This is a genomic window from Pseudomonas sp. Q2-TVG4-2, assembly GCF_013620795.1.
Classification (GTDB): domain Bacteria; phylum Pseudomonadota; class Gammaproteobacteria; order Pseudomonadales; family Pseudomonadaceae; genus Stutzerimonas.
Window position 1 is genome coordinate 321,018 of record NZ_LGLW01000005.1, and the last position, 13,322, is coordinate 334,339.

The 13,322-nt window shown below is 58.6% G+C and carries 10 protein-coding genes; 2 read left to right on the top strand and 8 right to left on the bottom strand.

Going from position 1 to position 13,322, the window contains the following annotated elements; all coding sequences use genetic code 11:
• Nucleotides 1–26: 26 nt before the first annotated feature.
• The 3 genes from H3028_RS12635 to ppsA all read right to left on the bottom strand — a co-directional run bounded on the left by H3028_RS12635 (nt 27) and on the right by ppsA (nt 4,162).
• Nucleotides 27–1,022, bottom strand: coding sequence for a zinc transporter ZntB (locus H3028_RS12635; protein WP_309109544.1), 996 nt, complete (start codon nt 1,020–1,022; stop codon nt 27–29).
• Between the two features lie 63 nt (nt 1,023–1,085).
• Nucleotides 1,086–1,574: a ribonuclease E activity regulator RraA gene (gene rraA / locus H3028_RS12640; RefSeq protein WP_181297348.1), complete on the bottom strand. Its 489-nt coding sequence runs from the start codon at nt 1,572–1,574 to the stop codon at nt 1,086–1,088.
• 215 nt (nt 1,575–1,789) lie between these two features.
• Nucleotides 1,790–4,162: a phosphoenolpyruvate synthase gene (gene ppsA, locus H3028_RS12645; RefSeq protein WP_181297349.1), complete on the bottom strand. Its 2,373-nt coding sequence runs from the start codon at nt 4,160–4,162 to the stop codon at nt 1,790–1,792.
• Nucleotides 4,163–4,746: 584 nt separating this feature from the next.
• Here ppsA and H3028_RS12650 point away from each other — a divergent pair.
• Entirely contained in the window at nt 4,747–5,565 is an 819-nt protein-coding gene (locus H3028_RS12650) for a pyruvate, water dikinase regulatory protein (protein WP_181297350.1), read from the top strand.
• A gap of 149 nt (nt 5,566–5,714) precedes the next feature.
• Here H3028_RS12650 and prpF read toward each other — a convergent pair whose 3' ends face one another.
• From prpF to H3028_RS12675, 5 genes are all read right to left on the bottom strand, one after another.
• The gene (gene prpF, locus H3028_RS12655) at nt 5,715–6,908 is read right to left on the bottom strand and encodes a 2-methylaconitate cis-trans isomerase PrpF (RefSeq protein WP_181297351.1); all 1,194 of its coding nucleotides are present in this window, start codon (nt 6,906–6,908) and stop codon (nt 5,715–5,717) included.
• A 114-nt stretch (nt 6,909–7,022) separates the two neighbouring features.
• Nucleotides 7,023–9,620 (bottom strand): Fe/S-dependent 2-methylisocitrate dehydratase AcnD, encoded by a 2,598-nt coding sequence (acnD, locus tag H3028_RS12660; protein WP_181297352.1) that lies wholly within the window; start codon nt 9,618–9,620, stop codon nt 7,023–7,025.
• Nucleotides 9,621–9,693: 73 nt separating this feature from the next.
• Nucleotides 9,694–10,821 (bottom strand): 2-methylcitrate synthase, encoded by a 1,128-nt coding sequence (gene prpC / locus H3028_RS12665; RefSeq protein WP_181297353.1) that lies wholly within the window; start codon nt 10,819–10,821, stop codon nt 9,694–9,696.
• A gap of 80 nt (nt 10,822–10,901) precedes the next feature.
• A complete protein-coding gene (gene prpB, locus H3028_RS12670; protein ID WP_181297354.1) occupies nt 10,902–11,789 on the bottom strand; it encodes a methylisocitrate lyase in 888 nt (295 codons plus the stop codon).
• Nucleotides 11,786–12,508 (bottom strand): GntR family transcriptional regulator, encoded by a 723-nt coding sequence (locus H3028_RS12675; protein WP_168423862.1) that lies wholly within the window; start codon nt 12,506–12,508, stop codon nt 11,786–11,788. Before H3028_RS12675 ends, prpB begins: the two co-directional genes overlap by 4 nt.
• Nucleotides 12,509–12,784: 276 nt before the next feature.
• On the opposite strand from H3028_RS12675, the gene H3028_RS12680 reads away from it, so the two are divergent.
• Complete coding sequence (locus H3028_RS12680) at nt 12,785–13,321, top strand: ATP-dependent zinc protease (protein ID WP_181297355.1); 537 nt, start codon at nt 12,785–12,787, stop codon at nt 13,319–13,321.
• Nucleotide 13,322 lies beyond the last annotated feature (1 nt).

Consider the following 13,322-nt stretch of genomic DNA (forward strand, 5'->3'; position numbering starts at 1 on the left):
CGGCACGTTCATAGAAGTGGTCACATTTACACCCACTTCAGTCGGCGGAAGATCCACCATTGAAAACACGCCACCGCAGCGATGATTACGCACGCCACCGCAAAGCCGTACGGGTTTTCGGAACCCGGGATGCCGCCCACGTTGATTCCAAGCAAGCCGGTGAGAAAACTCATCGGCAGAAAAAAACCAGTGATGATGCCAAGTAGGTACATGGTCCTGTTCATCCGCTCGCGCATTCGCCGCTCTTCCGCTTCAAGCACCAGATTGACTCGTTCGCGGACCAACTCCAACTCCTCGAGGTAGCGGATCAGTCGATTGTTCAGCTCGTTCCAGTAGTCCGTGTCGTCATCCACAAACCAGGGCAAACGATTGCGCGTCAGCTGTGCGTAGATCTCACGCTGCGGCAGCAGGAACCGGCGTAGACTTGCGGCTTGCCGCCGCAGCGACAACAGTTTGTCCTGAGGCGGCGTGTAACGCTCGTCCGTCTCGACCCGGTCCTCCTCCTCGTCCAGCTTCTCCGTCAGCACGGCAACCAGGTCATCCACCCGATCGGTCAATGCATCGGCAAGGCTGAGCAGTATTTCGGATGAGGTTTTCGGCCCGACACCAGCCTCCAGCTGCTGTAGCACCGCCTCAGTGGACCGCAGCGGACGCAGGCGCAACGAGATGACCCGCCGAGCATCTGCGAAGACCCGCAGCGAGACCATATCCTCGGGCTCGGCATCAGGGTTGAGATTGACCCCACGCAGGAACAGCAGCACCTCGTCCGCGGGCAAGGCGAGCAGACGTGGCCGGGTGTTTTCCTCCAGCAACACGTTGCAAACGAACTCAGTCAGCCCACTTCGCTCCCGCAGCCAGGCCTGAGCCTGCGTCTGACTGCGATCCCAATGAAGCCAAAGGCTTTCAGCCTCTGTCAGCTCCAGCGAAGGAATATCTGCGTAGGCAAGCTGGCGTGCCCCACCCTGCCCGTCCAGAACCAGCGCATGCAAAAGGCCCGAATGGTCATTTTTCTCAGACAAAATCGCTTTCCCCTTAGATCGCAAAAAGCCCGGCATAGCCGGGCTTCGGTAACCGGATGCTACAACTCAGCCGGGCATCTTTAGCGCCTCGGGCGAGACCACAATGCCGTTATTGTCGGCATACACGTACTCACCGGGACGGAAAGTAACCCCGCAGAAGGTGACTGGAACGTTAAGATCGCCAATGCCTCGCTTGTCGGTCTTCATAGGATGACTAGCCAGCGCCTGCACGCCAAGTTCGGTTTGCGCGATGACGTCAACGTCACGGATGCAACCGTAGATGACCAGCCCTTCCCAACCATTACGGGCCGCCTTTTCTGCAAGCATGTCGCCCAACAGTGCACGTCGTAGCGAACCACCGCCATCGACCACCAGCACCTTGCCGGTGCCGCCGACGTCCACCTGCTCCTTGACCAACGAATTGTCCTCGAAGCATTTGATGGTCACGATCTCTCCGCCAAACGAATCGCGGCCGCCAAAATTGCTGAAGATCGGCTCGACTACCTGCACCAATTCAGGATAGGCGTCGCATAGATCGGGAGTGACGTATTGCATGATTAAGCTCCTTCAAGTGAGACGTAGGGCGCCAGCAGGCCGCAATCTGGCCCAGCGTATAGCGCGCCGCAAGACGCAGTGCAGGGTTCGCCACCAACGATATCGCATTCGAAATAAGCAACAAGCGTAGTGATCGAAACGCATCACACTCGCCACCGACCCCTATTTGCACCGACGAAAAAAAGGGCGGAAACCGCCCTTTTTGCCACTCGCGATCAGTTGATCTCGGCGTCCGCCAGGAAGAACCAGGTATCCAGTACGGAGTCCGGGTTCAGCGACACGCTCTCGATGCCCTGCTCCATCAGCCACTTGGCCAGGTCAGGATGATCCGAGGGGCCCTGACCGCAGATGCCGATGTACTTTCCTGCCTTATTGCACGCCTGAATTGCACTGGCCAGCAACTTTTTCACGGCAGGGTTACGCTCGTCGAACAGGTGAGCAATGATGCCGGAATCGCGATCCAATCCGAGTGCAAGCTGCGTCATGTCGTTGGAGCCGATGGAGAAACCATCGAAGAACTCGAGGAACTCATCAGCCAGCAGAGCGTTGGACGGCAGCTCGCACATCATGATGATACGCAGGCCATTTTCGCCACGCTTGAGACCGAACTGCCCGAGGATGTCGATGACTTGCGATGCCTCGCCGAGCGTACGCACGAAGGGCACCATCAGCTCTACGTTGGTCAAGCCCATCTCATCGCGCACCTTGCGCATGGCGCGGCACTCGAGCTCAAAACAATCACGGAATGATTCGCTGATGTAGCGCGAAGCACCACGGAAGCCGAGCATCGGATTCTCTTCTTCCGGCTCGTAGAGCTTGCCGCCGATCAGGTTCGCGTACTCATTGGATTTGAAGTCAGACAGACGCACAATGACTTTCTTCGGCCAGAACGCTGCAGCTAGCGTGCTGACGCCCTCGACGAGCTTCTCAACGTAGAAGTCGACCGGATCGCCGTAACCCGCAATACGCTTCTCGACGCTGGCCTTGATGTCCGCAGGCAAGCCGTCAAAATTCAACAACGCCTTGGGATGCACACCGATCATGCGATTGATGATGAACTCAAGACGGGCCAGACCCACGCCCTCGTTCGGCAGCTGGGCGAAATCGAAAGCGCGATCCGGGTTGCCGACATTCATCATAATCTTGAATGGCAACTCGGGCATGGCGTCGATGGAGTTCTGACGGATATCGAAACCCAGTTCGCCTTCGAAAATCAGCCCCGTGTCGCCCTCGGCGCAGGTCACGGTGACGCGCTGGCCGTCCTGCAATAATTCTGTGGCGTTGCCACATCCAACGACTGCCGGAATGCCCAACTCACGAGCGATGATGGCCGCGTGGCAGGTGCGGCCGCCGCGATTGGTGACGATGGCACTGGCGCGCTTCATTACCGGTTCCCAATCCGGGTCGGTCATGTCCGATACCAGCACGTCGCCTGGCTGAACCTTATCCATCTCGGATACGTCATGGATAATCTTCACCGGGCCTGCGCCAATGCGCTGACCGATAGCGCGGCCTTCGACCAGCACAGTGCCTTTTTCCTTGAGCAGGTAACGCTCCATTACGTTGGCGCTGCTACGGCTCTTAACGGTTTCAGGACGCGCCTGAACGATGTAGAGCTGACCATCATCACCGTCTTTTGCCCACTCAATGTCCATCGGACGACCGTAGTGCTTCTCGATGGTCATGGCCTGCCGGGCAAGATTGGCGACTTCTTCGTCGGTCAAGCAGAAACGCATGCGCTCGGCCTGATCGACGTCGACGGTCTTGACCGACTTGCCGGCGCTGGCTTCTTCACCATAAATCATCTTGATTGCCTTGCTGCCCAGGTTCCGGCGCAGAATCGCCGGACGCCCGGCTTCCAAGGTGTGCTTATGAACATAAAACTCATCGGGGTTTACGGCGCCCTGCACGACGGTCTCGCCGAGGCCGTAAGCGCCGGTGATGAATACCACGCCGCGAAAGCCCGATTCGGTATCCAGCGTGAACATCACGCCAGCGGTACCCGTCTCCGAACGCACCATGCGCTGCACGCCGGCGGACAGTGCGACCAGCTTGTGGTCGAAGCCCTGGTGCACGCGGTAGGCGATTGCACGGTCATTGAAGAGTGAAGCGAACACTTCCTTGGCGGCACGAATTACATTGTCCACGCCGCGGATATTGAGGAAGGTTTCCTGCTGGCCGGCGAAGGAAGCGTCAGGCAGGTCTTCGGCGGTGGCCGACGAGCGAACCGCTACTGCCATGTTCTCGTTGCCGCCTGCCATTTCGGCAAACGCGGTACGGATATCGGCGTCCAGCTGCGGCGGAAACTCAGCTTCCATTACCCAGCCGCGGATCTGCGAGCCGGCTTTTGCCAGCGCATTAACGTCATCGACATCCAATGCATCTAAAAGCGCGTGAATCTGCTCATTGAGACCGCTGAGCTCCATGAAGTCACGATAGGCCTGAGCCGTGGTGGCGAAACCGCCAGGCACCGAAACGCCCGCACCGGCGAGGTTGCTGATCATCTCGCCCAGGGAGGCGTTCTTGCCCCCTACACGCTCAACATCATGATTGCCGAGCTTATCGAGGGAAACTACGTACTCTACCAAGGTGAACCCTCCAGATTTGGCCTCTCGATCCCTTCAACCTATTGTTTGCTTGAGGTATCAGACATGAGATCCGCGCTTCTGCGTCAGAATGAAGGCCAGAATGTTAGAATAGTGTTAAAAAAAAGCAACAAACTCGCGTGTCCAATGGCTGCACCCTGGGTGTATCGCCGGGGTGGAGTCTACAACATGCACCTCCGACCAGCGGGTGTCTCAAAGCGAACCATTACGTTGTCTCTGCGCACAGTTCACAGGGAAACCGCAACGCGCTACCGCCGTTTAATTTAGTTCACCTTGAAGGTCTCCATCTGGACCGCCCTGAAGACACACGGGAACAGCTCGTGGTTCCGCTTACGGAGCTGGCTGAGGATACTTTGCGGGAGTTGATCGACCTTGAGGATCTGGGGATGGGACCAATCGTGGATAGAACAAGGTGATCTCTCCACGTTGTGCAGGGAAGTCGGTTCGTGCCAATCCGCGGTACGGTGGCCTGACCCCGCAAAATAAGTACAATGCGGCCAATCGAGGCTCGGCGAAGGGGCCTACTATAGCTGAGAACCGTTTCTTGACTTAAGGTCCCAGATGCAATGAAACGAACTGCATTCTTCATATCCGACGGTACTGGAATCACGGCCGAAACACTCGGCCAGAGCCTGCTGGCACAGTTCGAAAACATCAGTTTCACCAAGCTGACTCGGCCGTATATAGACACAGCCGAAAAAGCGCGGGCAATGGTACAGCAAATCAATAAAGCGGCGGAAAGCGACGGCGCGCGCCCGATCATATTCGATACGCTGGTAAACCAGGAGATTCGCGACATCCTGGCCGAGTCCAATGGCTTCATGATCGACATCTTCTCGTCTTTCCTTGCTCCGCTGGAACATGAATTGATGTCACGTTCCTCCTATTCTGTCGGCAAATCCCATTCGATCAGCCATAACGCCAATTACATGGAGCGAATCGACGCAGTCAATTTCGCTCTCGACAACGATGACGGGGCCCGCACCCACTACTATGACAAGGCTGACCTGATTCTGGTCGGTGTCTCCCGATGCGGCAAAACGCCCACCTGTCTGTACATGGCGATGCAGTACGGCATTCGTGCAGCAAACTACCCCCTCACCGAAGACGACATGGAACGCCTGCAACTGCCTGCCGCGCTGAAGGCTCACCGGGACAAGCTGTTCGGACTGACCATCGATCCGGACCGCCTTACGGCGATTCGCAACGAGCGCAAACCCAATAGCCGCTATGCGAGTTACGCTCAATGCGAGTTCGAGGTTCGCGAGGTGGAAAATCTTTTCCGCCGGGAGAACATCAACTACATCAACTCCACACATTTCTCGGTTGAGGAGATCTCCGCCAAGATCCTCGTGGAAAAAGGCGTCGAGCGCAGACTGAAATAAGCACCGCTTCGCTAGACAACGAAAAGTCCGCTTAGTGCGGACTTTTGCATTTCGCCATAGATCTTTTAGCGGGAACAGGACGGGGGAAACCTACCACCGCAATATCTTCGTCCCGTATCGCCCCGGACCGCTAAGAGGAAATCGGCTCGCTAAAAAGAATCAGCCGGTACGCGCACCCAGCCCTCCATTATCACGCGTGCACTGCGGCTCATGATGGCCTTGAGCACCGTCCACTCGCCGTTGACCTGGGTGGCCTCGGCGCCGACTCGTAACGTCCCGGACGGATGCCCGAACACCACTGCTGTGCGGTCACCCCCTCCAGCGGCGAGATTCACCAGCGTGCCTGGGATCGAGGCGGCGGTACCGATTGCGACGGCTGCGGTGCCCATCATGGCGTGGTGCAGCTTACCCATCGACAGCGCACGCACCAGCAGATCAACGTCACTGGCCGAGACCTGCTTACCGCTCGAGGACATGTAGTCTGCTGGCGGCGCGACGAATGCCACCTTGGGCGTATGCTGGCGGCTGGCGGCCTCACCGATCTCCTTGATCAGCCCCATGCGCAAGGCACCATGAGCACGGATGACTTCGAACATCGCCAACGATTTCAGATCACCATTGATCGCGCCCTGTAATTCAGTGCCTGTGAAGCCGATGTCCGCAGCGTTGACGAACACCGTCGGGATACCTGCATTGATCATGGTCGCCTTCAGAATACCGACACCCGGCACATCCAGGTCGTCGACAAGATTCCCCGTGGGGAACATCGAGCCACCGCCCTCACCTTCTCCGTCGTCTGCCGGGTCGATGAACTCCAGCACGATCTCGGCAGCAGGGAAGGTCACGCCATCCAGCGCGAAATCTCCGGTCTCCTGCACCTCGCCATTGCTGATCGGCACGTGGGCGATGATCGTCTTGCTGATGTTAGCCTGCCAGATGCGCACGCTGCAGACGCCATTGCGCGGTATCCGCTCCGGATCGATCAGCCCCGCATGCAGGGCGAAGGCGCCGGCTGCCGTGGAGAGATTCCCGCAGTTGCCACTCCAATCGACGAAAGCACTGTCGATCGAGACCTGGCCGTAAAGGTATTCGACATCATGTTCGGGGCGATCGCTTTTCGAGAGAATCACGCATTTGCTGGTGCTGGACGTCGCGCCACCCATCCCGTCGGTGTGCTTGCCGTAAGGGTCCGGACTACCGATCACGCGCATGAACAGCTTGTCCCGCGCCTCGCCCGGGACCTGTGCCGCGGGCGGCAGATCCTGAAGACGAAAAAACACGCCCTTGCTGGTGCCGCCACGCATGTAGGTGGCCGGAATTTTTAGTTGCGGTGCTTGAGCCATAGAAAAACTTGCCTCGTCAGATGCCACGACCAACCGATCGCCGCATGAGTTCACTATTGCCAGGAAAGGCAGCCCTGCTGCATCAACGCCGCCGGGCTGCTCTCTTCGCCGCCGTCAGGACTGATTGAGGAAGTCCTTGGCAAAGCGCTGCAATACGCCGCCGGCATCGTAGATTGATACTTCTTCGCCAGTGTCGAGGCGGCAAGTCACTGGTACTTCAAGCCGCTCGCCAGTCTTGCGGGTGATCACCAGAGTCAGCGTGGCACGCGGGGTGCGCTCGCCGATCACGTCAAAGGTTTCACTGCCGTCGATATCCAGGGTCTTGCGGGTGGTACCCGGCTGGAATTCCAGCGGCAGCACGCCCATGCCAACCAGGTTAGTACGGTGGATGCGCTCGAAGCCCTCGGCCACGATTGCCTCGACACCTGCCAGCCGAACACCCTTGGCGGCCCAGTCGCGGGAGGAGCCCTGCCCATAATCCGCGCCGGCGATGATGATCAGCGGTTGCTTGCGCTGCATGTAGGTTTCGATCGCTTCCCACATGCGCATGACTTTGCCTTCCGGCTCGACGCGGGTCAGCGAGCCCTTTTTCACCTGGCCATCTACCACGGCCATCTCGTTCACCAGCTGCGGATTGGCGAAGGTGGCGCGCTGGGCGGTCAAATGGTCGCCGCGGTGGGTAGCGTAGGAGTTGAAATCCTCTTCCGGCAGGCCCATTTTCGCCAGATACTCTCCGGCGGCGCTGTTCAGCAAAATCGCATTGGACGGCGATAGGTGATCGGTAGTGATGTTGTCCGGTAGCACGGCCAGCGGACGCATGCCCTTGAGCGAGCGTTCACCCGCGAGCGCGCCTTCCCAATACGGTGGACGACGAATATAAGTCGACATTGGCCGCCAGTCGTACAGCGGGCTTTCGGCCTCGACCACCGTCCCCAGGTCGAACATCGGGATGTAAATCTGCTTGAACTGCTCGGGTTTCACCGACGCAGCGACGATGCGGTCAATCTCTTCATCGCTCGGCCACAGGTCTTTGAGGGTAACCGGATTACCCGACGGGTCATGGCCAAGCACGTCCTTTTCGATGTCGAAACGCACGGTACCGGCGATGGCGTAGGCGACTACCAGCGGTGGCGAGGCGAGAAAGGCCTGTTTCGCGTACGGATGAATACGGCCATCGAAGTTGCGATTACCCGAGAGCACCGCGGTGGCGTACAGGTCTCGATCGATGATTTCCTGCTGAATCTCTGGGTCCAGCGCTCCGGACATGCCGTTGCAGGTGGTGCAGGCGTAGGCGACGATGCCAAAGCCTAGCTTTTCCAGTTCGGACAGCAGGCCGGCGTCCTCCAGGTACAGCTTGGCCACCTTCGATCCTGGCGCGAAGGAGGTTTTCACCCAGGGCTTGCGCAGCAGTCCGAGTTCGTTGGCCTTCTTAGCCAGCAAACCAGCAGCCACGACATTTCGTGGATTGGATGTATTGGTGCAACTGGTGATAGCGGCAATGATCACCGCACCATCCGGCATCAACCCCTGTGCTTCTTCAGCGAGCGCCTTGTCCAGGTCCGTGGCGATCCCGCGCTCATGCAGCGCCGAGGTCGGCAGGCGGCGATGCGGGTTCGAGGGACCGGCCATGGTGCGTTCGACGCTGGACAGATCAAATTCCAGCACCCGCTCGTATTCGGCATCAACCAGTGCATCGGCCCAGAGCCCGGTGGTCTTCGCGTACTGCTCGACCAGTGCCACCTGTTCCGGTTCTCGACCGGTCAGTACTAGATAATCGATGGTCTGCTGGTCGATGTAGAACATCGCCGCCGTGGCGCCGTACTCGGGGCACATATTGGAGATCGTGGCGCGATCCCCAATGGTCAGGCTGGCCGCGCCTTCACCGAAGAACTCGACGTACGCACCGACCACCCGCTCCTTGCGAAGAAACTCAGTCAAAGCCAGGACGATGTCAGTACAGGTGATGCCTGGCTGATGTTTGCCAGTCAGCTTAACGCCGACGATATCCGGCAGACGCATCATCGAGGCGCGACCGAGCATCACGGTTTCGGCCTCCAGACCGCCGACACCGACGGCAATCACTCCCAGGGCATCGACGTGCGGGGTGTGGCTGTCGGTCCCTACGCACGTATCAGGAAAGGCGACGCCACCCCGTGCTTGAATCACCGGAGACATCTTCTCCAGGTTGATCTGGTGCATGATGCCGTTGCCGGCCGGGATCACATCGACGTTTTTGAATGCGGTCTTGGTCCATTCGATGAAATGGAAGCGATCTTCGTTGCGGCGCTCTTCGATCGCGCGGTTCTTTTCGAACGCTTCCGGATCGAAGCCGGCGAATTCCACAGCCAACGAATGATCGACGATCAACTGGGTCGGGACCACTGGATTAACTTTGGACGGATCACCGCCCTGCTCAGCAATCGCATCGCGCAGACCGGCGAGATCAACCAGAGCGGTCTGACCGAGAATGTCGTGACAGACCACGCGCGCCGGATACCACGGGAAATCCAGATCGCGCCGGCGTTCGATGATTTGCTTGAGCGAATCAGCTAACACGGCCGGATCGCAGCGGCGCACCAGCTGCTCAGCCAGTACACGCGAGGTATAGGGCAGCTTGTCGTAGGAACCCGGCTGGATGGCTTCGACCGCGGCTCGGGTATCGAAGTAGTCCAGCAGTGTGCCGGGCAACGGTTTGCGGTGTTCTGTATTCATGCCGGAAGACTCGATCCAGTGGATATTCAGAGGCAAGGTCGGGGAAACCGCTGGTGCGGCCTCCCCCTTTTGATCAGCGTTCAGCGATCGGGACAACCTTGCGCTGTTCCGGGCCAACATATTCGGCACTCGGCCGGATAATACGATTGTTGGCCCGTTGTTCGATGACATGGGACGCCCAGCCGGTTACCCGCGAACAGACGAAGATCGGCGTAAACAGCTTGGTCGGAATGCCCATGAAGTGGTAGGCGGAAGCGTGGTAGAAGTCGGCGTTCGGGAAGAGCTTTTTCTGCGCCCACATGGTTTCGTCGACCGCGACCGAAACCGGGAACAGAACGGTATCACCGACTTCCTCGGCCAGTTTCTTGGCCCAGACCTTGATGACTTCGTTACGCGGATCGGATTCTTTATAGATCGCGTGGCCGAAGCCCATGATTTTGTCCTTGCGCTCGAGCATGCCGAGGATGCCCTGTACCGCATCGTCCGGCGACTTCCACTGCTCGATCATGTCCATCGCCGCTTCGTTGGCACCGCCATGAAGCGGGCCACGCAATGAGCCGATGGCACCGGTTACACAAGAGTACATATCCGACAGGGTCGAGGCGCAGACGCGTGCAGTAAAGGTCGATGCGTTGAATTCGTGCTCGGCGTAAAGGATCAAGGAAACGTTCATCACCTTGACGTGCAGTTCGCTCGGTTTCTTGCCATGCAGCAACGCCAGGAAATGCCCGCCCAGAGTGTCTTCGTCGCTGGTGCACTCGATTTGCGTCTGCTGGTGCGTAAAGCGGTACCAGTAACACATGATTGCCGGAAACGCGGCCATCAAGCGCTCAGCCACATCGCGCTGCTGCTCGAACGAAAGCTCCGGCTCCAGCGTACCCAGCACAGACGCACCGGTACGCATCACATCCATCGGATGCGCATCGGCCGGAATCCGCTCCAGCACTTCCTTCAGCGCAGCCGGAAGGTCGCGCATAGTTTTCAGCCGTGCCTTGTAGTCAGCCAGTTGCTGTGCAGTGGGCAACTCACCGTAGAAGAGCAGGTAGGCGACCTCCTCGAATTCGGATTGCGCCGCCAGATCTCTGACATCGTAACCACGGTAAGTCAGGCCCGCACCAGTCTTGCCGACGGTGCACAGCGCGGTCTGCCCGGCAACTTGGCCACGCAGGCCAGCGCCACCCAATACTTTAGCTTCGGCCATTGCTCTCTCCTTATTGGATTTGTTCTGGATACTGCAAATTATTCTTCGATCGGTCGGAACGTCAGGCGTCCCACTTCGTTTCAGCTTTTCTTCTGGGCGAACAGCGCATCGAGGCTTTGCTCGAAGGCGTGGTAGTTAATGCGCTCATACAGTTCCATGCGCGTCTGCATGGTATCGACCACATTCTGCTGCGTGCCGTCGCGACGAATCGCGGTGTAGACATTTTCCGCAGCCTTGTTCATCGCACGGAACGCCGACAGCGGGTACAGCACCAATGAAACATCCGCGCCAGCCAGCTCTTCAGTGGTATACAACGGCGTCGAACCGAACTCGGTGATGTTGGCCAGGATCGGCGCGCCGACTTTTTCGGCAAACAGCTTGTACATCGACAGCTCGGTGATCGCCTCGGGGAATACCATATCGGCTCCCGCTTCGACGCAGGCCTGCGCCCGCTCCAGCGCGGATTCCAGCCCTTCCACCGCCAGCGCATCGGTACGCGCCATGATGACGAAGCTGTCATCAGTACGGGCGTCGACCGCTGCCTTGATCCGGTCGACCATTTCCTGCTGCGAGACGATTTCCTTGTTCGGACGATGACCGCAACGCTTGGCGCCCACCTGATCTTCGATATGAATCGCTGCGGCGCCGAACTTGATCATCGATCTGACAGTGCGCGCCACATTGAAGGCCGAGGATCCAAAGCCGGTATCGACATCCACTAACAGCGGCAGATCGCAGACATCAGTGATGCGCCGCACGTCTGTCAGCACATCATCCAGACCGCTTATGCCGAGGTCCGGCAAGCCGAGCGAACCGGCCGCAACGCCGCCGCCCGACAGATAGATCGCCTTGAAACCGGCACGCTTGGCCAGCAATGCGTGGTTGGCGTTGATCGCGCCAACCACCTGCAGTGGATGTTCACTGGCCACCGCATCACGAAAACGCTGGCCGGGAGTGGGAAGTGTCATGCCTCACCTCTTGGTTGTGGTGTCTGTTCCTGAGCGGTTTGATAGTGCCGCTCGATATTGCGCTTGGATGCGCCGATATGCCGACGCATCAACAATTCGGCCAGCTCCCCGTCACGGTCGGCAATGGCGTCGAGAATCCGATGATGCTCAGCGAAAGCCTGGTGCGGACGGTTCGGCGTTGCGGAGAACTGGATGCGGTACATCCGCACCAGCTGATACAACTCGCCACACAGCATCTGACTCAGCGTGCGATTACCGCTGCCCTGAATGATCCGGTAGTGGAAATCGAAGTCTCCCTCCTGCTGGTAGTACCCAACGCCGGCCTTGAACGCCTCGTCTCGCTCATGGGTGTCTAATACGCGACGCAACTCGTCGATTTCGGTCTCACTCATGCGCTCGGCAGCGAGCCGGCAGGCCATGCCTTCCAGTGATTCGCGAATTTCATAGAGCTCGATCAACTCCGCATGGCTGAGCGACACCACACGAGCACCCACATGCGGTACGCGAACCAGCAGCTTCTGCCCTTCGAGGCGATGTATTGCCTCGCGCAGCGGGCCGCGGCTTATGCCGTAAGTACGCGCAAGCTCGGGCTCGGAGATCTTGCTGCCGGGGGCGATATCACCTTTCACGATCGCCGCCTGGATCAGCCGAAAGACATGCTCGGAGAGGGTTCCGCTGTCGAGCTGATCAGGACGGGGGGCTTCCAGGGTATCGAGCATGATTGTTGACACCTTTACTGACATTGGGCAGAAGTTAAGCCTCAAGCACCCAAAAGGTCAATGATACAAAAGTAGATTGTCTACACTTCTCCAGTTATCCCCCATTAAGCGAGGCGCTCCCTAGTCGCGAGCCAACCATACAAGCCTAGTCGCGCGCGCGGAGGGCCATGCTAGAATGCGCCACCATATACCGCGGCCGGCGTTCGCCTCGCCACGCACTCATTTCCATGGGCGGTCGTTCTGCCCATGCTCCTCGACTCGACTAATTCTGGATCTATGAGCGCCAAATCTCGTCTCCTGCTGCTCTGTGCCCTAGTCTCTCCGCTCCCCGTCCAGGCTGATGAAAAAACCATCTACGGCCTGAATGAACATGTTGCACTGCCCGAGTTCGGCCTCGAAGTGCCCGCCAAACTCGACACCGGCGCGCAAACCGCGTCACTCAGTGCGCGCGACATCGAGCGATTCAAGCGCAACGGGAAGCCTTGGGTCCGCTTCTATCTCGCTATTGACGAGGCCCACCACCGCCCGATCGAGCTGCCCTTGCAGCGCATCAGCAAGATCAAGCGCCGGGCCGGAGACTTTGATCCGGAGGAAGAAAAGACGTACACACCGCGCCCCGTCGTAGAGCTCGATTTGTGTATGGGCAAGGCTAAACGCAGCATTGAAGTGAACCTCACGGACCGAAGTGCATTCCAATACCCACTTTTAATAGGTTCCGATGCGCTTACTCGCTTCGAAGCCCTGGTCGACCCAAGTCTTAAGTACGCCGCTGGCAAGCCCGGCTGCATCATCGAATCCGACGCTGACGAGTAAT